General features: G+C 69.8%; 21 protein-coding genes and 1 pseudogene. 9 read left to right on the forward strand and 13 right to left on the reverse strand.

Annotation, left to right across the window (positions count from 1 at the left end; genetic code table 11):
• Positions 1-180: 180 nt before the first annotated feature.
• From ON31_RS20805 to mqo, 5 genes and pseudogenes are all read right to left on the reverse strand, one after another.
• Entirely contained in the window at positions 181-1,101 is a 921-nt protein-coding gene (locus ON31_RS20805) for an alpha/beta fold hydrolase (RefSeq protein WP_039816029.1), read from the reverse strand.
• Between the two features lie 118 nt (positions 1,102-1,219).
• Positions 1,220-1,402 (reverse strand): hypothetical protein, encoded by a 183-nt coding sequence (locus ON31_RS36830; protein WP_115061543.1) that lies wholly within the window; start codon positions 1,400-1,402, stop codon positions 1,220-1,222.
• A gap of 130 nt (positions 1,403-1,532) precedes the next feature.
• Positions 1,533-3,697 (reverse strand): annotated as a pseudogene (locus ON31_RS37320) (magnesium chelatase subunit D family protein).
• Positions 3,698-4,010: 313 nt separating this feature from the next.
• Positions 4,011-4,460, reverse strand: coding sequence for a GNAT family N-acetyltransferase (locus tag ON31_RS20820; protein ID WP_029929906.1), 450 nt, complete (start codon positions 4,458-4,460; stop codon positions 4,011-4,013).
• A 12-nt stretch (positions 4,461-4,472) separates the two neighbouring features.
• On the reverse strand, positions 4,473-5,999 hold the full coding sequence (mqo, locus tag ON31_RS20825) for a malate dehydrogenase (quinone) (protein WP_039816032.1): 1,527 nt from the start codon (positions 5,997-5,999) through the stop codon (positions 4,473-4,475).
• A gap of 174 nt (positions 6,000-6,173) precedes the next feature.
• Here mqo and ON31_RS20830 point away from each other — a divergent pair, with 174 nt between their 5' ends.
• Complete coding sequence (locus ON31_RS20830; RefSeq protein WP_051037543.1) at positions 6,174-7,241, forward strand: alpha/beta hydrolase; 1,068 nt, start codon at positions 6,174-6,176, stop codon at positions 7,239-7,241.
• On the opposite strand, the gene ON31_RS20835 is transcribed toward ON31_RS20830, so the two are convergent.
• The 3 genes from ON31_RS20835 to map all read right to left on the reverse strand — a co-directional run bounded on the left by ON31_RS20835 (position 7,221) and on the right by map (position 10,258).
• A complete protein-coding gene (locus tag ON31_RS20835; RefSeq protein ID WP_039816034.1) occupies positions 7,221-7,784 on the reverse strand; it encodes a hypothetical protein in 564 nt (187 codons plus the stop codon). The genes ON31_RS20830 and ON31_RS20835 overlap by 21 nt on opposite strands.
• A gap of 64 nt (positions 7,785-7,848) precedes the next feature.
• Positions 7,849-9,363 (reverse strand): cobyric acid synthase, encoded by a 1,515-nt coding sequence (locus tag ON31_RS20840; RefSeq protein WP_039816036.1) that lies wholly within the window; start codon positions 9,361-9,363, stop codon positions 7,849-7,851.
• A gap of 31 nt (positions 9,364-9,394) precedes the next feature.
• Positions 9,395-10,258 (reverse strand): type I methionyl aminopeptidase, encoded by an 864-nt coding sequence (gene map, locus ON31_RS20845; protein ID WP_029929917.1) that lies wholly within the window; start codon positions 10,256-10,258, stop codon positions 9,395-9,397.
• Positions 10,259-10,368: 110 nt separating this feature from the next.
• Here map and ON31_RS20850 point away from each other — a divergent pair, with 110 nt between their 5' ends.
• Both ON31_RS20850 and ON31_RS20855 read left to right on the forward strand, forming a co-directional pair.
• Positions 10,369-11,376: an LLM class flavin-dependent oxidoreductase gene (locus tag ON31_RS20850; protein WP_039816299.1), complete on the forward strand. Its 1,008-nt coding sequence runs from the start codon at positions 10,369-10,371 to the stop codon at positions 11,374-11,376.
• Between the two features lie 264 nt (positions 11,377-11,640).
• A complete protein-coding gene (locus ON31_RS20855; RefSeq protein WP_039816038.1) occupies positions 11,641-12,657 on the forward strand; it encodes a TerC family protein in 1,017 nt (338 codons plus the stop codon).
• On the opposite strand, the gene ON31_RS20860 is transcribed toward ON31_RS20855, so the two are convergent.
• From ON31_RS20860 to ON31_RS20875, 4 genes are all read right to left on the reverse strand, one after another.
• Entirely contained in the window at positions 12,563-13,015 is a 453-nt protein-coding gene (locus ON31_RS20860; RefSeq protein WP_051037544.1) for an ArsR/SmtB family transcription factor, read from the reverse strand. The two genes, ON31_RS20855 and ON31_RS20860, sit on opposite strands and share 95 nt — an antisense overlap.
• On the reverse strand, positions 13,015-13,671 hold the full coding sequence (locus tag ON31_RS20865) for an SRPBCC family protein (RefSeq protein ID WP_039816040.1): 657 nt from the start codon (positions 13,669-13,671) through the stop codon (positions 13,015-13,017). Before ON31_RS20865 ends, ON31_RS20860 begins: the two co-directional genes overlap by 1 nt.
• A 77-nt stretch (positions 13,672-13,748) precedes the next feature.
• On the reverse strand, positions 13,749-14,417 hold the full coding sequence (locus ON31_RS20870; RefSeq protein ID WP_039816042.1) for a universal stress protein: 669 nt from the start codon (positions 14,415-14,417) through the stop codon (positions 13,749-13,751).
• A 344-nt stretch (positions 14,418-14,761) separates the two neighbouring features.
• Positions 14,762-15,487, reverse strand: coding sequence for a GntR family transcriptional regulator (locus ON31_RS20875; protein ID WP_039816043.1), 726 nt, complete (start codon positions 15,485-15,487; stop codon positions 14,762-14,764).
• Between the two features lie 98 nt (positions 15,488-15,585).
• Here ON31_RS20875 and ON31_RS20880 point away from each other — a divergent pair, with 98 nt between their 5' ends.
• From ON31_RS20880 to ON31_RS20905, 6 genes are all read left to right on the forward strand, one after another.
• Complete coding sequence (locus ON31_RS20880) at positions 15,586-16,701, forward strand: TIGR03364 family FAD-dependent oxidoreductase (protein WP_039816045.1); 1,116 nt, start codon at positions 15,586-15,588, stop codon at positions 16,699-16,701.
• Between the two features lie 8 nt (positions 16,702-16,709).
• Positions 16,710-17,396, forward strand: coding sequence for a phosphonatase-like hydrolase (locus ON31_RS20885; RefSeq protein WP_039816047.1), 687 nt, complete (start codon positions 16,710-16,712; stop codon positions 17,394-17,396).
• A gap of 176 nt (positions 17,397-17,572) precedes the next feature.
• Positions 17,573-18,556 carry a 2-aminoethylphosphonate ABC transporter substrate-binding protein gene (locus tag ON31_RS20890; RefSeq protein ID WP_085996465.1) on the forward strand — a complete coding sequence of 328 codons (984 nt, stop codon included), beginning with the start codon at positions 17,573-17,575 and terminating at the stop codon, positions 18,554-18,556.
• A 29-nt stretch (positions 18,557-18,585) separates the two neighbouring features.
• Positions 18,586-19,770, forward strand: coding sequence for an ABC transporter ATP-binding protein (locus tag ON31_RS20895; protein WP_039816049.1), 1,185 nt, complete (start codon positions 18,586-18,588; stop codon positions 19,768-19,770).
• Positions 19,767-20,657 carry a 2-aminoethylphosphonate ABC transporter permease subunit gene (locus ON31_RS20900; RefSeq protein ID WP_039816050.1) on the forward strand — a complete coding sequence of 297 codons (891 nt, stop codon included), beginning with the start codon at positions 19,767-19,769 and terminating at the stop codon, positions 20,655-20,657. The genes ON31_RS20895 and ON31_RS20900 overlap by 4 nt, the downstream gene beginning before the upstream one ends.
• 1 nt (position 20,658) lies before the next feature.
• Complete coding sequence (locus ON31_RS20905) at positions 20,659-21,456, forward strand: ABC transporter permease (RefSeq protein ID WP_029929938.1); 798 nt, start codon at positions 20,659-20,661, stop codon at positions 21,454-21,456.
• A 13-nt stretch (positions 21,457-21,469) separates the two neighbouring features.
• Here ON31_RS20905 and ON31_RS20910 read toward each other — a convergent pair whose 3' ends face one another.
• Positions 21,470-21,841, reverse strand: coding sequence for a hypothetical protein (locus tag ON31_RS20910; protein ID WP_039816302.1), 372 nt, complete (start codon positions 21,839-21,841; stop codon positions 21,470-21,472).
• Positions 21,842-21,996: the final 155 nt, after the last annotated feature.

The following is a 21,996-nucleotide window of genomic DNA, read 5'->3' on the forward strand; positions in this document are numbered from 1 at the left end:
CGGCGACCCCCGGTCGCCGCCCCCAACGGTGCCACACCACGCCCCCGCGCCGACCGCCGGGCAGCGCGGCCACGCCGGTTGTCGCACCATCCGGAGAGGGTGAGCCGCCCCATCCGCGGCGGCGTCGGTGTCGAAGTCGCGGGCATCCGGCGCTGTCCGCTCAGCCGGATGTCCGGCGATCTATGGGCGCTCCTCACCCGCGCGACCGGCGGACCCGCTCCGGCTCGCCGCCCAGTCGCGGAACGCGGCGATGAACTCCTCGGGCGCGTCGGACTCCACATAGGTGCCAGCACCTTCGACGATCACGGTCCGGTGATCGGGGAAGGTCGCTTCCAGACGCTCACGTTCCCGCTGCCGGAAGGCGATATCGGCGTCACCCCACACGATCAGGGTCGGCAGCTGCGCGATATCGGCGAGACCCGCCTCGACCTCGGCGAAGAAGGTCCGGCTGGCGAGGACCCGGCCGGGCAGGACGGCCGAGGCCTGGCGGCGTTCCGGAGTGTCCAGCGCGCGGCGGTAGTGGTCCATTTCGGCCGCGGTAGGCGTGCGCCGGCGATGTCCGGTGGGGATGAAGGTGTTGACGAGCAGGTTGAACCGCCGCACCAGGAAGCGCCCCGGAAGTCCGCCGATGATGCGCGAGAACGCCTCGAAGTGCAGATCGCCGTTGGCCGGCCACGCCCAGGTATTGGCGAGTACCAGGCGCTCGAAGACGCCCGGCCGCCGCTGCGCCGCGGCCAGGCCGATCGTGCCGCCCCAGTCCTGCCCGATCAGGGTGACGTCCTCGAGGCCGAGCGCGTCGACGAATGCCGTGACCACGTCGGCGTGTTCCTCGGGCAGGTAGCGGTATCCGGGCTTCGGCGTCGACAGCCCGAAGCCCGGATAGTCGAGGGCGACGCACCGGAAGTCGTCGCGCAGCCCCCGGATCACGTCGCGCCAGAGAAACGACCAGGTCGGATTGCCGTGCAGCAGAAGCAATGTGGGCCCCGACCCCTCGTCGACGTAGTGCACGGTGTGCCCGTCGATATCGATGAATCGGCTCTCGAACGGAAACAGGGCGTCATCGACCCAGTCGGGCCGCACACTCCTGGTGATATCGGCCATGGCGGCCCCCTCTCGCCTCGGACTCCCGAGTAGCTTGAATATTTCCTACAGACTTTACTATTTCAAGCACGATTCCGGGCACAATCCAGCCAGCAGCCACCGGATTGGCAGCAGTCGGTCAGTTCAGGGCGTGCAGGACCGCCGAGAAGAGACGGCCGATACCGCTGGTGATCGCACGGAACAGGCCGGGTGCGGCGGCCTCGATCAGGGCCGGTGCGGCCTCCCCCATGAAATCGGCACCATTGTCGGCCACCTGGCCGCGCCGGTCGGCCCGCCGGTCACGACGACGAAAAATCCCCATACCTCTTCGACGTGCAAGCACAAGGTTTGGTTCCCGTGGGCGACTGGCGCCCTGCGGCCGCGCGGCGGCACCGAACGCCCGGCATCGCAGCGCAGGGGACGCACCGGCGACCCGGATCAGGCGACCCGGATCAGGCGACGCCGACTCCGGCGCGGACCACGCCCGCGACCGATTCGCCGGTGAGCTCACCCAGCCGCAGATATCCGGCGCGCAGGTCGCGGGCGATATCGCGGGCCAAGCCGAGGCGGATCATGCCGCGTTCGCAGTCCACCACCATGGCGGTGACCCCGTCACCGGCCAGCAGGCGGGCGGCGGTGCGGGCGCGCGGGACCGGATCGGTGCCGCCGGTGGCGCGACCGTCGGTGAGCAGCACGACCAGCGGGCGGCGCCGAGGGTCGCGGACGCGCTCGCGGACAAGCACCTCGCGGGCCTTCAGAAGTCCTTGCGCCAGTGGGGTTTTGCCGCCGGTCCGGATGCCCGCCAGGCGACGGACGGCGATGTCCACCGAGGAGGTCGGCGGCAGCACCAGGTCGGCGTCCTGACCGCGCACGGTGATGACGGCGACCTTGTCGCGGCGCTGGTAGGCATCGCGCAGCAGCGTCACCACCGCGCCGGTGACGGCGGACAGGCGGTCGCGGGCCGCCATGGAACCGGAGGCGTCGACCACGAAGACCACCAGATTCCCTTCGCGGCCTTCGCGATACGCGCCGCGCAGGTCGTCGACGGCCAGCGCGAGGGGGCCGGAGTCGCGGCCGCGGGCGCGCTGATGCGGCGCGGCGGCGAAGACGGTGCCGAGCAGGTGCAGGCCGCCGGTGGTGTCCGCGATGGCGCGCACCACCCGGCCCTGCCGGGTGCGGGCGCGGGAGCGGCGGCCGGGGGCACCCTCGCCGATACCCGGGACCTCCCAGCGCGGGGGCTTGGCCGGGGAGAGTGCGGGCAGGCCCGCATCGCCCTCCCGGGCGGGACGGCCGGAATTCGACTCGCCACCAGGAGAATCCGCGTCACCCGGTGGTCGGGTCGGTGAATCCGATTCGGCACCAGGGCGATCCGGTTCATCTCCGGCCGAATCCGGCTCCTGCTCGGACAGGTCCGAACGGCTGTCGCTACCGTCCGAACGGCCATCATCAAGTTCCGAACGGCCTTCGCGGCTCTCCGAATGGCCTTCCCTGCTGTCCGAACGGCCCTCGGCAGCGTCCGGACGGCTTCGCGAATCCTCGGGCTCGGGCGAATCAGCCGCTCCGCCTTCGGGTTCCGCGTCGTCGGTCAGCGGCCCCGCACCGTCGTCGGGCGAGACCCCATCGCTTTTCCCGGATCGTCCTCCTGCGCCCGCGCGGCTTCCTCCGCCGCCTGCCGCATGGCCTCGTCCAGCTGCTCCTCGCTGATACCGGGCTCGTCGAACGGGTCGCGCCGCCGTCGGTGCGGCAGTGCGAGTTCCGCCGCCACCCGCACATCCTCCTCGGTGACCGCGCCGCCGCCGCGCCAGGCGGCGTGTGCGGTGGCGGTGCGTGCCACCACCAGATCGGCGCGCATCCCGTCCACGTCGAAGCTCGCGCAGAGGGCGGCGATGCGGCGCAGTTCCACGGTGTCGAGGGTGATCTCGTCGAGGCGGTCGCGGGCGGACAGGATGCGCTCGGCCACCGCACGGTCGGCGGCGGTGTAGCGGGCCGCGAATCCGGCCGGGTCCGCCTCGTAGTCGAGGCGGCGGCGCACCACCGCCATGCGCACGTCCACCTCGCGCGAGGCGACCACGTCGACGGTGAGGCCGAACCGGTCCAGCAGCTGTGGCCGCAGCTCGCCCTCCTCCGGGTTCATGGTGCCCACCAGCACGAATCGGGCGGGATGCGAGGCCGAGACGCCATCACGTTCGATATGCACCCGCCCCATGGCGGCGGCGTCGAGCAACACGTCCACCAGATGGTCGTGCAGCAGGTTCACCTCGTCGACGTACAGCACGCCGTGGTGGGCGGCCGCCAGCAGACCGGGTTTGAACGCCTGCTCGCCGTCGCGCAGCACCCGCTCCAGATCCAGTGAGCCGACCACGCGGTCCTCGGTCGCGCCCACCGGCAACTCCACCAACCGCGCGGGCCGCGCCCCGCTCTCGTCCACGATGGGCGGCAGCAACTGCGCCAGCGCACGCACCACGGTCGATTTGGCGGTGCCCTTCTCCCCGCGCACCAGCACACCGCCGATACCGGGATGCACCGCGCACAGGATCAGCGCGAGCTGCAACCGCTCCTGACCGACCACGGCCGAGAAAGGGAACCCGGCATCGTCCCCGACGGACGAACCGCCCACTCGTACGGATTCGGGATGCGCAACACGGGAAGCCGACACGCCCCCACTGTATGCGCGCCACACACCGGCCCTCACCACGCCCCCGCCACAGCTGAGATCTGACCGTCGATGGCGGCAGCGTGACCGGTCGCCACCGCATCCGCTCGACGCCGCCGGCCACGGACGGACACGGTGAAACCCGAACCCCGTCGCAGGCCGGTTCCATCGCATCGGCATCACCAACGGCCGCCGCTGGGTGCACGCGACCGCCGTCCCGGGACAAAAGTTCGGCCCCGCACCGGGTTTCGGTGGGGGCCGAGGAAGGTGCGGCGGCTCAGCCGCGGCGCATCGGGATATGCGGTATGCCGTCCTCGATGTACTCGTCGCCGTCGGGCTTGAAGCCGTGCTTGGTGTACATGTCGACCAGGTAGGTCTGGGCGTTGAGGCGGACCGTGGCCGAACCCGCCTCGGCGAGGGCGGCCTGCAGCACGCGGGTGGTGTAGCCGTGTCCGCGGGCGGGAACGCTGGTGCAGAGGCGGCCGATGCGGAAGGACTTCACGCCGTCGTGGTGCTCCTCGAGCAGCCGCAGGGTGCAGATGACCTCACCCTCGTCGTCGAGCCAGAAGTGCCGGGTCTCCGGCAGCAGGTCGAGCCCGTCGAGTTCCGGGTAGGCGCATTTCTGCTCGACGACGAACACTTCGACGCGAAGTTTCAACAGCTTGTACAGGGTCTCGGTATCCAGGTCCTGGGCCCACGACCGTTTGAGAGCAACCGTTGACATCATCGCGTCTTGCTATCACACCGCGGCGTGCGGCGCGACCCCTTCGGTATCGGGCGTGTTCGATTCGAGACGCAGCGCCTTGTTGGACCAGTCCCACACCTCGCGGAACAGCGCCTGGTTCTCCGAGAGCTTCACGCCCAGCGAGGGCACCATTTCCTTGAGTTTCGGCTGCCACGAGGCGTATTCGTGCGGGAAGCACTTCTGCATGACGTCGAGCATGGCGCTCACGCAGGTGGACGCGCCCGGGGAGGCACCGAGCAGACCGGCGATGGTGCCGTCCTCGGCCGCCACCACGGCGGTGCCCAGTTCCAGCACGCCGCCCGCGCCCTTGCGCCGGATCATCTGCACGCGCTGGCCAGCGATGATCAGCTCCCAGTCGTGGCCGTCGGCGCGCGGAATGAACTCCTCCATCGCGTCGACCCGACCGGCCTGCGACTTCAGCAGCTCCGAGACCAGGTACTTGACCAGGCCGAGTTCGGTGACGCCGACGCCGAGCATGGAGAACAGGTTGTTGGGTTTCACCGACTTGAGCAGATCGGTGTAGCCGCCGTCCTTGAGGAACTTCGGCGTCCAGCCCGCGTAGGGGCCGAACAGCAGTCCACGGTCCCCGTCGATGACGCGGGTGTCCAAGTGCGGCACCGACATCGGCGGCGCGCCCACGGCGGCCTTGCCGTACACCTTGGCCTCGTGCTTGGCGATGAGTTCCGGATTGGTGCAGCGCAGGAACAGGCCCGACACCGGGAACCCGCCGAAGCCGGAGATCTCCTTGATGCCGGACTTCTGCAGCAGCGGCAGCGCGCCGCCGCCCGCGCCGACGAAGACGAACTTGGCGTTGACGACGCGCGCCTTGCCGGTACGGGTGTTGCGCACCTTCACCAGCCAGGAGCCGTCGGACTGCTTGGTGAGGTTGCGCACCTCGTGCCCGAAGGCGAGATCGGCACCGGACGCGCCCAGGTAGGCCAGCAGTTCGGTGGTCAGCTCGCCGAAGTCGATATCGGTGCCGGCGTCGGTCCAGTTCAGCGCGACCGGGTCGGAGAAGTCGCGGCCGCGGGCCATGAGCGGCAACCGGCGCGCGAATTCGTCGGGGCTGTCGATGAATTCCATCCCCTCGAACAGCGGATGCCGCGACAGCGCCTCGTAGCGCTTGCGCAGGTACCGCACATCCGCCTCGCCGTGGGTGAAGCTCACGTGCGGGATGGGGTTGATGAAGTTCGAGGGTTCGGCCAGGATGCCGGTCTCCACGGCGTACGACCAGAACTGGCGCGACACCTGGAAACGCTCGTTGATGTCGATGGCCTTGGTGATCTCGACGGAGCCGTCGGCGTTCTGCGGCGTGTAGTTGAGCTCGCACAGCGCCGAGTGGCCGGTGCCCGCGTTGTTCCACGGGTCGCTGCTCTCCGCGGCGGCGGCGTCGAGCCGCTCGAACACGGTGATCGACCAGTCCGGCTGCACCTGGCGAAGCAGTGCACCCAGGGTGGCACTCATGATGCCGGCACCGATGAGTACTACATCGGTCTTCTCAATCTTGGCAGCGTTCGGCACGGGTAGATCGACTTCCTTGTCCTAGATGCGGCAACCTAGCGGCGCTTAGGTTACCCGTCGTTCACCTAGTTTCGATTGTGCCCCTCAACACGTGGAATTCACGCAGCGACAGGGCCGATTGTGAGAGATCCCTCCCGGGTGTGATGCCGCGACGTCGGGGGATAGATTGGGACTGTGAGCTCCGATACGCCCACCGCGACCTCCACCGTCACCGATCCGACGGCTCCCGCCTGGCAACCGGATGTGCTGGGTGCGGGCTACGAACGACTGACCATCCCACTGGGTCCCGACCCGGACGGCGAGGGTGAGGTGGAGGCCGTCCTGGTCCGCCACACGCCCACCGAGGCGCCGGTCGCGACCAAGGCCGTGCTCTATGTGCACGGGTTCACCGACTACTTCTTCCAGAAGCATCTGGCCGAGCATTTCGCCGGGCGCGGATACCGCTTCTACGCGCTCGACCTGCGCAAGTGCGGCCGGGCCCGGAAGCCGGGGCAGACCGCGCACTATGTCAGCGACCTGACGCTCTACGACGCCGAGTTGAATCGCTCGCTGCGGACCATCCGTGCCGAGACCGGGCTGCCCACGCTGATCCTGGCGCATTCGACGGGTGGGCTCATCGCCTCGCTGTGGCTGAACCGGCTCAATCGCTCCGGCGGCGTGCGGGCGCAGGGCATTACCGGACTGGCGCTCAACAGCCCGTGGTTCGACCTGCAGGGACCTGCCTACTACCGGTCGGTCGGTACGGCGGTACTGCACGGCCTGGCCCGTTTCAGCGCCATGACCCGCCTGCCGCTGCCCGAGGGCAGCGCCTACGGCGACAGCCTGCACCACACCGTCGCCGGGGAATGGGATTACGACCTGGACTGGAAGCCGCTGACCGGTTTCCCGGTGCACGCGGGCTGGCTGCGCGCGATCCGCCGCGGGCATGCCCGCCTGCATCAGGGCCTGGATATCGGGGTGCCCGCGCTCATCATGCGGTCGAAGGTGACCAAGTTCATGCGCACGTACGGTCCGGCCGCGGATGTGTCGGATGTGGTGCTGGACGTCCGCCAGATCCAGCGCTGGTCGGGCTGCCTGGGCACGCGCACCAATATCGTGCCCATCGAGGGGGCCCGCCACGATGTGTTCCTGTCCGCGGAGACGCCGCGTAAACAGGCGTTCGCGGAGCTGGATTCGTGGCTGGACTGGCTCGACACCGCCTCGGCCGAGCCCGTCGCCACCTCACCAGAAGCTGGTGCGTAGCACGATCTCGGTGGCCAGTTCGTGGTCTGCCTCGGTGGCCACGTCGGTGACATCCATGGTGACCAGGCGGTATTCCCCGTAGACATGGCGGCCGGACGCCTCGGCCGCTTCCCGGGGCAGCGCCTTGGTGGCCAGCAGGGTGGTGGGGATCTCCACGGCGGGGCAGCTCGGATCCGGGGCCGTACCGCCGGTGACGGGCACCGCGGGGTGGGCGCGACCGGCCACGACCAGGCTCATGAACCGGCCGAACCCCCGGGCGGACAGCTGCCAGGCCAGCTCGGCCCCGGCGCCGCAGCCGACCAGGTTGGCCCACGGCACCCGCAGTTGGTCGAGCAGGGCGAGCACGGTGGCGGTGTCGAGGCCGTCGGCGTGCTCGACGACGAAGGTGCGCAGATCGGAGTTGTGCAAGCGGGCACAGACCTGGTCGTAGACGTCCGCGGGAGCGCCCGCATCGGGCAGCAGCAGAACACTGTGCCGGGATTCGGGGCCCCCGACTCGCACGGTCCACGTCTTGTCACCGACCGTGAGCTGCCGAGATTCCATGTGAATTCACGGTACACGTCACCGGGGAGACCGCATCGCGTGTCGGTGTGATTTCGATCGGGGCTCAGCGGGTGGTGCGCAGAATGGCGAGATCGGTCGGTGCGCCGCCGGTGATCAGCCCTTCCAGGGCCGCCTCGTCGAGGTGCTTCTCCATCAGGTCGGCGAGCAGGTCCAGCTGTGCGGCGCGCTCCCGCGCCACCGAAACATCGTCGGCCACAACGAAGCCCGTACGCCCGGCGCGCTCGGCGAGTTCGCGCAGCCAGGCTCGGCGGAACGCGTCGTTCTCCAGGAGGCCGTGCAGGTGGGTGCCCCAGACGCAGCCGCGCGCACTCCCTTCGGGAGCGCCGTCCAACTCCAGCCAGGGCCGGTCACCGCTGTGACGGACCCGACCGTGATGGATCTCGTATCCGTGCACGGGCAGGCCGCGGGCGTGGCCGGTGGCGCGGCGCAGCACCTTCGGGTCGGCGAATTCGATCTCGAGGTCCAGCAGCCCGAGGCCCGCGACCGTGCCCGCGTCCGATTCCACGCGGTCCTCGATGGCACGGGCCAGCATCTGGTATCCGCCGCAGATGCCCAGGATCGGCCCGCCCGCGGCGGCGCGGGCGCGCAGGGCATCGGCGATTCCGGTGCGGCGCAGCCATTCCAGATCGCTCACGGTGGCCTTGCTGCCGGGCAGGATCACCAGATCCGCGCCGGTCAGCCGGGAGGGATCGGTGACCCAGCGCACGGCCACACCCGGTTCGCAGGCCAGCGCCTCCACATCGGTGGAGTTGGAGATGCGCGGCAGCCGGACGGCGGCGACGGTCAGCCATTCCGGCCCGCGCGGCGGCAGGGAGCGGCCCACCGGGGCGTCGGCGACGGTGCCGAGCGAATCCTCGGCGTCGATCCACAGCTCCTCGGCGAAGGGGAGGACACCGAGCGTGGGGCGGCCGGTGAGCGCGGTGAGCTGGTCGATACCGGGTCGCAGCAGCTCTACGTCACCGCGGAACTTGTTGATGACGAATCCCGAGATCAGTTGCTGGTCTTCGGGTTCCAGAATGGCGACGGTGCCGAAGAGATGCGCCAGCACCCCGCCGCGGTCGATATCGCCGACAAGCAGCACCGGCAGCCCCGCCGCGCGGGCCAGGCCCATGTTCGCCAGATCGGTTGCGCGCAGGTTGATTTCGGCCGGTGACCCCGCGCCCTCGCAGATCACCACATCGAATTCTGCTCGCAGCGCGGCCAATTCGTCCGCCACCACCTGCCGCAGGTGCTGCCGGTGCCGGAAGTAGTCGCGCGCCCCCACGGTGTCGACGGCCCGCCCGCGCACCACCAGCTGGGAGCGCCGGTCACTGCCGGGTTTGAGCAGGATCGGATTGAAGCGCACGCTGGGCTCGAGTCCGCACGCCCGCGCCTGGAGGGCCTGCGCGCGGCCGATCTCCCCGCCGTCGGGGGTGACGACGGAGTTGTTGGACATGTTCTGCGCCTTGAACGGCGCGACGCGCACCCCGCGCCGCGCCAGCATGCGGCAGAGTCCCGCCACCACAACGCTTTTCCCGGCGTCGGAGGTGGTGCCCGCGACCAGCAGCGCGCCCTTCACCGGCTGGCCTTCGCGGCGGGCGGGCGGGCGCTCACGGCAGGGTGAGGATTTCCGCGCCGGTGTCGGTGACGACCAGGGTGTGCTCGAACTGTGCCGTCCATTTGCGGTCCTTGGTGACCACCGTCCAGCCGTCGTCCCAGATCTCGTAGTCGATGCCGCCCAGATTGATCATGGGCTCGATGGTGAAGGTCATGCCCGGCTCGATCTCGGCCTCCACGGCGGGCTGGTCGTAGTGCAGGATCACCAGGCCGCTGTGGAAGGTGGGTCCGACGCCATGCCCGGTGAAATCGCGCACCACGCCGTAGCCGAAGCGGTTGGCGTAGGACTCGATGACGCGGCCGATGACATTGAGGGCGCGGCCGGGGCGCACCGCCTTGATGGCGCGCATGGTGGCCTCCTCGGTGCGCTCCACCAGCAGGCGCACCTCCTCGTCCACGTCACCGGCGAGGAAGGTGGCGTTGGTGTCGCCGTGCACGCCGTGGATGTAGGCGGTGACGTCGATATTCACGATGTCGCCGTCCTCGATCACGGTGGAGTCGGGGATGCCGTGGCAGATGACCTCGTTGAGCGAGGTGCAGCAGGATTTGGGGAATCCCTTGTAGCCCAGTGTCGACGGGTACGCGCCGTGATCGCACAGGTACTCGTGTGCGATGGCGTCGAGTTGATCGGTGGTGACGCCGGGGGCGACGGCCTTGCCCGCCTCGGCGAGCGCCTGCGCCGCGATCTTGCTCGCGATGCGCATCTTCTCGATGGTCTCCGGTGTCTGCACCCAGGGCTCGTGTCCCTCGTTGACCGTCTTCTTCCAGACGTACTCAGGCCGCTCGATGGACTTCGGCACCTCTCGAATGGGCGACTGGGTGCCGGGAACGAGAGGTTTGCGGGTGCGCACTGACATGGAACAAGACTATCCGCCCGCGGGGAGTGGTTCTTACCCGGAATACTTCCGGACCATGGTCCGTTCAGCAGGTTGGTTGACGCGGTAACTACTTGCAGGAGGCACCCGCCGTGGAATTGGGATTGACCACATTCGCCGAGATGACCGCCGTCGGCGACCGCCCGGCGCCCGGTGCCGGACAGCGCTTGCGCGAGGTGGTGGCCGAGGCCGTCGCCACCGAGCGCGCCGGACTGGACGTCTACGGCGTCGGTGAACACCACCGCGCCGACTTCGCGGCCTCCGCCCCCACCGTGGTGCTGTCGGCCATCGCCGCCCGCACCGAACGCATCCAGCTCACCAGCGCGGTCACCGTGCTCAGCTCCGCGGACCCGGTGCGCGTGTACCAGGAGTTCGCCACCCTGGACCTGCTCTCCGGCGGGCGCGCCGAACTGATGGCGGGCCGTGGCTCGTTCATCGAATCCTTCCCGCTGTTCGGCTACGACCTGGGCGACTACGACGCACTCTTCGACGAGAAACTGGCGCTGCTGCTGAAGATTCGCGCGGACGAGCCGGTCACCTGGTCCGGGAAGTTCCGCGCCCCGCTCAGCGACACCGTGGTGTATCCGCGCACCGAACGTCCGCTGCCGGTGTGGATCGCGGTGGGCGGCACCCCGGAATCCGTCGCCCGCGCCGGGCTGCTGGGCCTGCCGCTGGCCATCGCCATCATCGGCGGACAACCCGCGCGCTTCAAACCGCTGGTGGACCTGTACCACCGGGCACTGGCGGAGGGCGGCCACGAGCCGCGGCCGGTGGCGGTGCACGCGCACGGCTATGTGGCGGAAACGGATTCGCAGGCCGTGAACGACTTCTACGCGCCCTACGCCGCCGCCATGAGCGCCCTCGGACGCGAACGTGGCTGGGCCCCCATGACCCGCGACCACTTCGACGCCCTGCGCTCCCGGAGCGGCTCGCTGTTCGTCGGCACCCCCGACCACGTGGCGGAGAAGATCGCCACCGTGCGCGACGATCTCGGCCTGGACCGCTTCATGCTGCACACCAGCGTGGGCACGCTGCCGCACGAAAAGGTGCTGCGCAACATCGAGTTGCTCGGCGACAAGGTGGCCCCGCAGGTGCGGTGAGCGCGACCGCGGCCGGGCCGCGCCGATCGCCGATCCGACCGTCCCGCCCGGCAAGACGCGGTGAGCAGGCCGACCAGAGGCCCGGCCGACCACGGGCTCGCGGCCGTTACCGGCGGTGCCGTGACCGACACCGATTCATGCGCACCTGGAGGCCCGGTTCCGGCGCGGTCGGCCCGCACGGTCACTGTCTACCGTTACGATCTCGGGGACACTCTCGGGTGGCGTCGACGCCGCGCGGGGCAGCACACAGCGGAGGATGCGCGCGTGGCCGAAATCAGCACCCTGACCTGGATTGTCACCATCGGTCTGATTCTGTCGCTGCTCGCGGTGGATCTGATCGTGGCGGCGGTGAAGCCGCATCGGGTGGGCTTCCGGGAGGCCACCCTCTGGTCGGTGTTCTACATTCTCGTGGCCGTCGCTTTCGGCGTGTGGTTCGCCTGGCAGTACGGCAGCGGGTTCGGGGCGGAGTTCTTCGCCGGATACGTGGTGGAGAAGAGTCTGTCGGTGGACAACCTCTTCGTCTTCGTGATCATCATGACCACCTTCGCGGTGCCGGAGGAGCATCAGCACAAGGTGCTCACCTTCGGCATCGTGCTGGCGTTGATCATGCGGGCCATCTTCATCGCCTTGGGCGCGACGCTGCTGTCGCTGTTCTCCTTCATGTTCCTGCTGTTCGGGCTGCTGCTCATCTACACCGCGGTGCAGCTGTTCCGGCACCGCGATCAGGATCCCGAGGTCGACGACAATGTGATGGTGCGGGCCGCGCGGCGGCTGCTGCCCATTACCGACGACTATGTGGGCGGCAAGCTGTCGACCCGCGTGGACGGGCGCTGGATGGTGACGCCGCTGTTCATCGTGCTGCTGGCCATCGGCAGTATCGATCTGCTGTTCGCGCTGGACTCGATTCCGGCGGTGTTCGGTGTCACCCGCGAGCCCTATATCGTCTTCGCCGCCAACGCTTTCGCGCTGCTGGGGCTGCGGGCGCTGTTCTTCCTCGTCAAGGGTCTGCTGGACCGGCTGGTGTACCTGTCGACCGGCCTGTCGCTGATCCTGGCGTTCATCGGCGCCAAGCTCATCCTGCACTGGGCGCACGTCGACATCGACGACCGCGTGCCGGAGATTCCGACCTCGGTCAGCCTGGGCGTGATCGTCGCCGTGCTCGTGGTCGTCACCGTGGCCAGCCTGATCAAGACGCGGCAGGATCCGACCGCGAAGGCGCATGCGGGCTCGCTGCGGGCGCATCCGGATCAGGAGCGCGACCGACAGGGGCAGCCGGGCTGATCTCGTCGCGGCGGGCGCGTTTGCCGCGGGCGATCTCGGTGGCGAGGGCGTCGAGCGGCTGGGCGAACGGCGTGAGCGAATCGTGCAGGGCCGCAAGCCAAAGCTGCGCCGCCTCGATACCGTCCGGGTCGAGGGCGTAGTGGCGGCGGGTGCCGTCGGCGCGGGTGCGCACCAGCCCGGCGTCGCGCAGCGCCTTGAGATGCTGGGAGACGCCGGGCTGGGAGATGGTCGCGTGGCGCTGCACCGCGGTCACGATCGCGCCCGCGGGCTGTTCGCCGGTGGCGGCCAACAGTTCGAGGATGTGGCGGCGGATCGGATCGCCCAGCGCCTCGAAGATCTTCGCCGGGGAGCGGTCCATCAGGAGTGCGCGCCGTCCTCGGGCGCACCGGTGTAGAACGCGATGGTGCGGCCCGCGGCCGCCCGGGCGGCGGCCCGGTCCTCGCCGTCGCCGATGGCGGCCTCGGCCCAGCCGCGTGCCGCGGCTTCGATGAAGGCACGGCCCTCCGGTGTCTCGTGGAAGGTCTGTGCCAGTGCCGGATCCATCGGCTGCCCGGTCGCCAGGTGCTCCCCCAGTCCCATCAGGGCGAGATCCCAGCCGACCCCGACCGCGCCCGGCCCGAACCGCTCCCAGAACTCCGGGTCGACGGGTGCCTCGTGCACCAGTTCCAGCCGCGTGCCGTCGCCGTCCGGGGTGAGGGTCACCTGCACCCACGAGGTCTGATCGTTGAACACCCAGGTGATGGCGAACCGTCGCGGTTCGTCGCATTCCTCGACGACTCCACCGGCATTGCCCTCGATCTGGTATTTCCCGCCGAGCTTCAGGTCACCCGAGACGGGTGCGAACCACCGTGGAATGCGCTCGATATCGGTCAGCGCGCTCCACAGATCGGCCTGCTCGGTCGCGTAGGTCCGGCGTGCGACAGCGATCCTGGTCGGCGCACCGGCGCGCTCGCCGCTGCGCAGTTCACGGGCCACGAGTCCGGCTACGGCGGCCGGGTCGGTCAGCAAGGGCATGACGAAACCTCCTCTATAAGTTGGTACTTATATTAACGCGCGCGAGCCCACCCCGCCACCCCGGCCGACCACAGGGATCAGCCGCGACCGGATCGTGCCGAAACCGTCGCGTTCGACTCCGGAGCACGCAGTCGCGTGGGCTCGACGACCAGGACCGGGAGGGCGGCGTGGTGGACCAGTTCGGTGGACACGCTGCCGAGCAGGCGGGTGGACAGGCCGCGGCCGCGGCGGCCGACGATCAGTACGTCCATGTCCTGGTCGGTGGCGAAGCGGCGGAGGGTCTCACCCGGGGGACCCGCCAGCACCTCGAAGCGCACGGGCATTCCGGCGGCGCGGGCCCGCTCCGCGGCGGCGGCCAAGCGGGCGTCGGCGGCGTCGATCGCGGCGTGGGTGGCGTCGTCGGTGGCGTCGTAGCAGACCACCTCGGCGAGCACGAGCATGCCGCACCCGGATCCGAACAGGGTGAGCGCCGTATCGAGCGCACGATCGGATTCCGGGGAGCCGTCCATGGCCACCAGCACCCGAGGCCCGCGAGTTTCGGCGCGCCCCAGAATGCCCTCGGGCCCCGACGCGGCCAGACGCGGGCGGCGCTCGACCCGCTCCCACGCGATCGGAACGAACAGCGGCCCCAGCGCGACCGCGATGACGAGCCACATCGGGTCGTGGCCGCGACGGATCATCCACAGGCCGGTCACCACGCCGATGAACGCCCAGGCGATGAGGAACAGTGCCAGTGTGAGAGACATGGCTCCACGGTCCCCCGGCGGACACCCGCACGTGTAGCGCACGAAGCCCCCGGTTGCGGGGACTTACGTCCCACGGCCCACCACCGAACGTACAGCCCCGACCATGCGGCCAACCCGCGCAGCGGCCGACCTGCCGCGCGCCCGAAAATCCTTGCCGCCCCAGCGCACGTGGATCGTCACGTCGGGCGAATGCCGCCTCCTGCGACGGGCAACCGCTGGAACCGACCACCGTGCGGACGCAGTCGACCTGGCCGCCTGTCCGAAGCGAACCGGATCGCCCATGCCGCTCGGGCCACCGCGCTGGCCGCGTCGACCCGAAGACGTTGCGCGCCTGAGCGGTTCCGCTACTCGCGCAGCTGCGCCTCGAAGGCGATGCGGTCGCCGCGGTAGAGGGAGCGGACGCGTTCGATGGGGGTGCCGTCGGGGTCGAGGCTGCGACGGTGGAGCAGGATCATGGGCAGTGCCGTGGTGCATTCCAGGAGGGCGGCCTCGCGGGGGGAGGCGAGCACGGTTTCGATGCGTTCGGTGGCGGCGGCGTAGGTGACGCCGAGAGCGCGGGTGGCGGCGTAGAGGGAGGTCTCCGGGTCGTAGCTGTCGCGCAGGGCGGCGAAGCGGGGCAGGGGCATGTAGGTGCTCTCCAGGCCGATGCGTTCGCCGTCGGCGAGCAGGATGCGTTCCAGATGCATGACGGGCGTTCCGGCGGGCAGGGCCAGATCGCGGGCGATGTCGTCGTCGGCGGGGATGTCGGCCCAGTCGACGAGCAGGCGGCCGGGGGCGCGGCCGAAGCTGATCGCCCCCTCGGTGTAGGAGCGCAGTGACAGCGGCTGCACCATCTTCGGGCGGGAAACCACGGTGCCGCGCCCCTTGCGCCGAATCCGGCCTTCCACCAACAGATCTCGCAGCGCCTGCCGCACCGTTTCGCGGGCGACGCCGAAGCGCAGGGCGAGTTCGCGTTCCGAGGGGACGGCATCGCCGACGGCCAGTTCGGCCAGCATGGCGTCGAGTTCGGTGCGGATTCGATACGCCTTCGGGATACGAGCGCCCGCCCCCGCCGCGTCGGATCTCTCCATGCCCCACAGCGTACAGCGAAATGGTCTATACCAATTTTTAACCTGCCGTTTGCGTACGAAACACCCTTAGGTCTAGACCAGTGACCACGATAGGGCGCATGCGATTGGTCATCATCGGCGGCGGCATCCTCGGCACCGCCCACGCCCTGGCCGCCGTCCGGCGCGGCCACGAAGTGATCCAGCTCGAGCGCGAGGTCGAGGCCCGCGGGGCCACCGTGCGCAACTTCGGCCTGGTGTGGGTGTCCGGACGCAGCGCCGGTGAACTGGAAATCACGCTGCGCTCCCGGCAGCTGTGGGAGGAGATCGGCGGCCGGGTGCCGGGCGTCGGCTTCCGCCCCGCGGGTTCGCTGACCCTGGTGCGCACCGAGGCCGAACTCGCGGTCGCCGAGGCCGCCGCGACCGCCGCGACCGCCGCCGAGCGCGGATTCGAACTGCTCGACCCCGATCGGGTGCGCGCGCTCGAGCCCGCGTTGCGCGGCAAATTCCTTGCCGGACTGCACTGCTCGACCGATGCGGCGGTGGAGTCCCGACAGGCGCTGCCCGCCCTGCGCCGGTACCTGGACGCCACCGGCCGCTATCGGTTCTTCGCCGGAACCGAGGCGCGCGCCGTCGCCGGCGGCACCGTGACCGACGACCGCGGCCGTCGCCACACGGGCGATCTCGTGGTGGTGTGCCCGGGTGCGTCGCACAGCGGACTCGCCCGGGAACTGGTGGGCGACATGCCCGTTCGCCGGGTGCGGTTGCAGATGATGCAGACCGCCCCGCTGGGCGAGGATCTCACCACCGCCATCGCCGACGGTGACAGTTTCCGCTACTACCCCGGCTACGCGAGCGATGCGCTCGATCGGCTCGAGGCCGAGGAGTCGCAGTCCTTCGTCGCCGCCCGGCACAGGATGCAGATGCTGTGCGTGCAGCGCCTGCACGGCGGCCTCACCATCGGCGACACCCACGAATACGAGGAGCCCTTCGCCTTCGACGTGGACGAGGCCCCCTACGAATACCTCACCGGGGTCGTGGAGGAACTGCTCGGCCGCAAACTCCCGCCGGTGGTGCGCCGCTGGGCGGGCGTGTACAGCCAGTCCATCGATCCGGCGGCCATCGTCACCCGGGTGCGGGCCGATGACGCCGTCTGGGTCGTCACCGGTCCGGGCGGACGCGGCATGACCCTCGGCCCGGCCCTCGGTGAAGAGACCGCCGACCTTCTGAACCTGTAGGAAATCCCATGTCCGACACACAGATCGATCTCGCCGTCCTCGATATGGCCGGGACCACCGTCGCCGACGGCGGGTTGGTGCTGCGCGCCTTCGAGGAGGCCGCCACCGCCGCCGGAATCACCGCCGAGGGTATCGAGCGCGAGGCCGCCCGCCGCTACGTCCTCGACACCATGGGGCAGTCCAAGATCACGGTCTTCCGCGCGCTGCTCGGCGACGAGGACCGCGCGCAGCGCGCCAATCAGGCATTCGAGACTGCCTACGACGAATTCGCCGCCACCGCGGCCGCACCCGTTCCCGGTGCGGCCGAGGCGATCACGGCACTGCGCGCGGCCGGTGTCAAGGTGGCGCTCACCACCGGATTCAGCCGCGCCACCCAGGATCGGCTGCTGGCGGCGCTGAGCTGGCAGGACATCGCCGACCTCACGCTGTGCCCCGCCGACGCCGGACGCGGCCGCCCCTATCCGGACCTGGTGCTCACCGCACTGCTGCGCCTGGGTATCGACGCCGTGGATCGCGTTGCGGTACTGGGTGATACGGCCAGCGATATCGCCACCGGCCGGGCCGCGGGCGCGCGCATCGTGGCGGGCACGCTGACCGGCGCGCACAACGCGGAGCAGTTGCGCGCCGCGGGCGCCACCCACGTGGTGGATTCCGTCACCGAGTTCGCCCGGCTGCTGCTGGCGCAGCGCTCCTGAGCCCCGCCGCCCGCTGTCCATGCGGACCGGGCGGCGGCCCTCCCCCGTCCCTTCGATTCAGCAGTTCCGACAAACCGAAAGTTGCTTCCCCCGTGCGCAATCCGAACAACCGCCTCGCACGCTCCCTCGCCAGGACGGCGTTGATCCTCACCTCCGCCACCGCCGTCGTCTTCGGCATGACCGCCTGCGGCGGCACCGGCACCGAATCCGCCGACGGCAAGACGGTGACCGTCTACTCCGCCGACGGCGTCGGCGAGTGGTACAGGACCCAGTTCGACAAGTTCAAGGAGCAGACCGGCATCGCGGTGAACCTGGTGGAAGCCGGTTCCGGTGAGGTCGTCAACCGGGTGGAGAAGGAGCAGTCCAACCCGCAGGCCGATGTGCTGGTCACGCTGCCGCCGTTCATGCAGAAGGCCGACAAGTCCGGTCTGCTCGAGCCCAGCGGCATCGACACCAGCGCCGTCGCCGACTCGGACAAGGACCCGAACGGCAAGTACGTCATGATGGCGGGCAACTACCTCTGCTTCATCGCCAACCCATCGGTCAATGTGGCCGGGATGACCTGGGACGACCTGCTGAAGCCGGAGTACCGGGGCAAGATCCAATACTCCACCCCGGGCCAGGCCGGTGACGGCACCGCGGTGCTGATCCTGCTGCAGCAGCTCTACGGCAAGCAGGGCGCGCTCGACTACCTGGCCAGGCTCCAGGAGAACAATGTCGGTCCCTCCTCCTCCACCGGCAAGCTCCAGGCCAAGGTCGACAAGGGCGAGATCCTCATCGCCAACGGCGACATCCAGATGAATATGGCCAATATCAAGGAGAAGGGCTCCAAGTTCACGGTGTTCTTCCCGGCGGACGCCGACGGCAAGGCCAGCACCGTACCGGTGCCGTACCTGATGGGCCTGGCCAAGGGCGCGCCGCACCAGGCCGAGGCCAAGCAGCTCATGGAGTTCCTGCTCTCCGCCGAGGCGCAGCAGGCGCTGCCCAACTCCTTCGCCATTCCGGCCCGCCAGGAACTGCGCGGCGTCATGTCCTCCGGCGGCGCGACCAATCCGGCGGTGCTGCTGCAGAACGTCCAGATCATCTACCCGGACTGGGCGCAGGTGCTGACCGATCTCGACGCCGACCTCGCCGCGTACCAGCAGGCCACCGGCCAGTAGGAATCCGCCCCACCCCGAGGAGCGCACTCATGACCACCGCGTTGACGACATCCAGGGCGACCGACGCCGCGACCGCCGAACCGGCCATCGTATTCGACCGGGTCGGCGTCACCTACGGCCGCGGCCGGAAGAGCACTGTCGCACTGGCCGATTTCACGCTCCGCGTCGCCGCGGGGGAAACGGTCGCGCTGCTCGGGCCCAGCGGTTCCGGCAAGTCCACCGCGCTCAAGGCGCTGGCCGGCTTCGTCCGGCCCACCTCGGGTGCGGTGCGCTTGTCGGGCCGCGACGTCACCCAGCTCTCCCCCGCCCGACGCGGCATCGGGGTGGTGGTGCAGTCCTACGCGCTGTTCCCGCATATGCGGGTGCGCGAGAACGTGGCCTTCGGACTGCGCTCACATCGGGTGCCGCGCAGGGAGATCGGCGCACGCGTCGCCGAGGCGCTGGCCATGGTGGGCATGGGCGGGTACGCCGAGCGCCTGCCGCGGGAACTGTCCGGCGGACAGCAGCAGCGGGTGGCCATCGCCCGCGCGCTCGCCATCCGACCCAAGGTGCTGTTGCTCGACGAACCGCTCGCCGCCCTGGACGCCCAGTTACGGCAGTCCATGCTCGGTGAGCTCCAGCAGTTGCGTAAAGCCCTGCCGGACACCGCCATGCTGTATGTCACCCACGACCAATCCGAGGCGCTGGCGCTGGCGGACCGGATCGCCGTCATGCGCGATGCCCGCCTGGTCGATATCGACAGCGCCCGGAAGCTGTGGCAGCGCCCGCCCACCGATTTCACCGCCGCCTTCCTGGGTGGCGCGAATCTGCTGCCCTGCACCGTCAATCACGTCACCGGCACCGCCGCGCTGGTCACCGTCGGCGAGCACACGCTGCGCGCGGAGGCTCCCGCGCCGGGGGTGGGGCGGCCCGACTGGGTGCCGAATGCCGATGCGCACCTGTGCGTCCGGCCGCACACCGTCTCGATTCGGCCGCTCACCGAGACCGACGTCCTGCGCGCCAGCGTGACCGGCACGGTGTGGCGGGGCGCGTCGACCCGGCTGCACCTGGATGTCACCGGTCTGCCCGGTGAGCTCACCGCCGATGTGCCCGGCCACGCGGAGTTGGAGATCGGCGATGTCGTCGGCGTGAAGTTCCCCGATCCGGCCGGGGTGCTGATTCCGCCCGGGATCGGAACCGCCGCCGCGGCGGACGAATCCGAGGTGCGGGCGTGACCGCGACCCGCACCGCACCCGCCGCCCCCGCCACCACCCCACCCGGCCCGCGCCGCTCGCTCGCGCCGCTGCTCTGGACACTGCCGCCGGTGCTGGTGGTGTTGTGCATCGCCGTCTATCCGATCGGCCGGGTGCTGCTGGAGTCGACCCGGACCGACGCGGGCCGCGGCACCGAGACCTGGACCACGGTGCTGGGCTCGGAGTCGTTCCGGAACGCGTTGTGGCGCACCGTATCCATCGCGGCGTGCTCCACCCTGGGCTGCCTGGTGCTGGGCACCTTCCTCGCCATCGTGCTGGCCTTCGTGCCGTTTCCGGGATCGGGTCTGGTGGGCCGCCTCATCGACACCGTGCTCACACTGCCCTCCTTCCTGGTGACGCTGGCCTTCACCTTCCTCTACGGCACGGCGGGCGCGGTGAACGCGCTCATCGGTGAACTCACCGGCCGCAGCGAACCGGCGCTGAACTTTCTCACCACTCCGCTGGGTGTGATCGCCGCCGAGGTCACCTTCTTCACCCCGTTCGTCGTGCGCCCGCTGCTGGCCGCCTTCGCCCAACTGCCGCGCGAGCAGCTGGATGTGGCTTCGAGCCTGGGGGCGTCGCCGTGGCGGGTGCTGTGGCGGGTGGTGCTGCCGGAGGCCTGGCCCGCCTTGGCCGCGGGCGGCAGCCTCGTTCTGCTGTTGACGCTCAACGAATTCGGCATCGTGCTCTTCACCGGGGCCAAGGGCGTCATCACACTGCCCGCGCTCATCTACACCCGGGGCATCGTCACCTTCGACCTGCCCGGCGCGGCGGTGCTGGCCAGCGTGCAGGTACTGCTGTCGCTGAGCCTCTACCTCGGCTATCGCCTGATCTTCGCCCGGCTCACCGGGACTCGGAAGGAGCGCTGACATGCTGGTGTGGACCCGGCGCGGGCGCGCCGCCGTACTCGCCGTCTTCGCGGCGGTGGTGACGGTGGTGTTCATCGCGCCCATCGCCACGGTGGTGGCGGCGGGGCTGGCGGGACGCTGGACCGGACCGCTGCCCTCGGATCTCGGCTTCGGCAATGTCGGTCGGGCACTGTCCGGAGAGCAGGCGGCCAGTCTGTCGGTGAGCCTGCAGACCGCGCTGTTGGCCGGTGCGGCCGCGCTGGTCCTGGGCACCTGGGCGGCACTGGCCGCCCGGGAAGCGCCGGAATGGTTGCGCCGCATCACCGATGCCGTCTTCCACGTGCCGGTGGCGGTGCCGTCGGTGGCCATCGGCCTCGGCGTCCTGATCGCCTTCAACGAACGTCCACTGCTGCTGGGCGGCACCAAATGGATTGTCGTCCTGGCACATACGGTGCTGGTGCTGGCCTACGCCTTCAGCGGCGTCAGCGCCGCCCTGGATCGGCTGGACCCCGGATACCGGCAGGCCGCCGAATCGTTGGGGGCGGGGCCGGTCCGGGTGCTGTTCCGGATCACCCTGCCGCTGCTGCTGCCCGCGCTCGGCGCGGCGGCGGGACTGTCGATCGCACTGTCCATGGGCGAACTCGGCGCGACGATCATGGTTTACCCCGCCACCTGGAAAACGCTGCCGGTCACCATCTTCGCGGCCACCGATCGCGGTGAGGTCTTCGACGCCGCCGCCAGCACCACGCTACTGGTACTGGTCACCTTGATCGCGCTGGTGGTGCTGGGCCGCCTGCGCGGCCGCGCCGCGCTGCGGTGAACGGGCCCCGCGTTCACCCGTCGATGCCCTCCGCGAGCGCGCGGAGGGCATCGACGGGCAAATGATCGGCTTCCTCGATGAGGCCGCCGGCGAGGAGATACACCTCCGCCATCCGTACCGCGGCATCGCGCAACTCCCCCAGCGAGCGACTCAGTTCGACGCCCTTGTGCTCGAATCCGCACCGCAACTGCCGGGCCGAATCGAAGCCGCCGAAGCCGGTGAGGCGGTGCGTGCGCGCCGCCCGGGACCGCTGCGGTTCCACCGCCGCCGCGAATCGCAGGAAGTTCGCGGCGCATCCCCGCGCCGCGTCCGTATCCATGCGAAACGCCCCGGCCGCGGCCTGCCCGCGGAATGCCGCAGCAGTCGAATCAGCTTCGTTCACCATCGAACTCCATTCGCGAGCACCGATGAATCCATTCATAAGAAACCGAATGGTGTGTAGTTATGCGGTGGGCAATTGCGGTAGCCGCCTTGCCGAAAAACACAGCGATATGGGGTATTGCAACGCAATATCGGGTACGGGCGTGCCGCGCCAGTCGA

It is taken from the genome of Nocardia otitidiscaviarum NBRC 14405, from assembly GCF_000308635.1.
GTDB lineage: Bacteria > Actinomycetota > Actinomycetes > Mycobacteriales > Mycobacteriaceae > Nocardia > Nocardia otitidiscaviarum.

Coding starts and splice junctions, on each gene's coding strand:
- ON31_RS20870 (WP_039816042.1), bottom strand. CDS start 14,417: ATGTCTCTCACACTGGCACTGTTCCTCATCGCCTGGGCGTTCATCGGC.
- ON31_RS20805 (WP_039816029.1), bottom strand. CDS start 1,101: ATGGCCGATATCACCAGGAGTGTGCGGCCCGACTGGGTCGATGACGCC.
- ON31_RS20860 (WP_051037544.1), bottom strand. CDS start 13,015: ATGGACCGCTCCCCGGCGAAGATCTTCGAGGCGCTGGGCGATCCGATC.
- ON31_RS36830 (WP_115061543.1), bottom strand. CDS start 1,402: ATGGGGATTTTTCGTCGTCGTGACCGGCGGGCCGACCGGCGCGGCCAG.
- ON31_RS20875 (WP_039816043.1), bottom strand. CDS start 15,487: ATGGAGAGATCCGACGCGGCGGGGGCGGGCGCTCGTATCCCGAAGGCG.
- ON31_RS20890 (WP_085996465.1), top strand. CDS start 17,573: ATGACCGCCTGCGGCGGCACCGGCACCGAATCCGCCGACGGCAAGACG.
- ON31_RS20905 (WP_029929938.1), top strand. CDS start 20,659: ATGCTGGTGTGGACCCGGCGCGGGCGCGCCGCCGTACTCGCCGTCTTC.
- map (WP_029929917.1), bottom strand. CDS start 10,258: ATGTCAGTGCGCACCCGCAAACCTCTCGTTCCCGGCACCCAGTCGCCC.
- ON31_RS20880 (WP_039816045.1), top strand. CDS start 15,586: ATGCGATTGGTCATCATCGGCGGCGGCATCCTCGGCACCGCCCACGCC.
- ON31_RS20910 (WP_039816302.1), bottom strand. CDS start 21,841: ATGGTGAACGAAGCTGATTCGACTGCTGCGGCATTCCGCGGGCAGGCC.
- ON31_RS20885 (WP_039816047.1), top strand. CDS start 16,710: ATGTCCGACACACAGATCGATCTCGCCGTCCTCGATATGGCCGGGACC.
- ON31_RS20820 (WP_029929906.1), bottom strand. CDS start 4,460: ATGATGTCAACGGTTGCTCTCAAACGGTCGTGGGCCCAGGACCTGGAT.
- ON31_RS20895 (WP_039816049.1), top strand. CDS start 18,586: ATGACCACCGCGTTGACGACATCCAGGGCGACCGACGCCGCGACCGCC.
- ON31_RS20835 (WP_039816034.1), bottom strand. CDS start 7,784: ATGGAATCTCGGCAGCTCACGGTCGGTGACAAGACGTGGACCGTGCGA.
- ON31_RS20865 (WP_039816040.1), bottom strand. CDS start 13,671: ATGCCCTTGCTGACCGACCCGGCCGCCGTAGCCGGACTCGTGGCCCGT.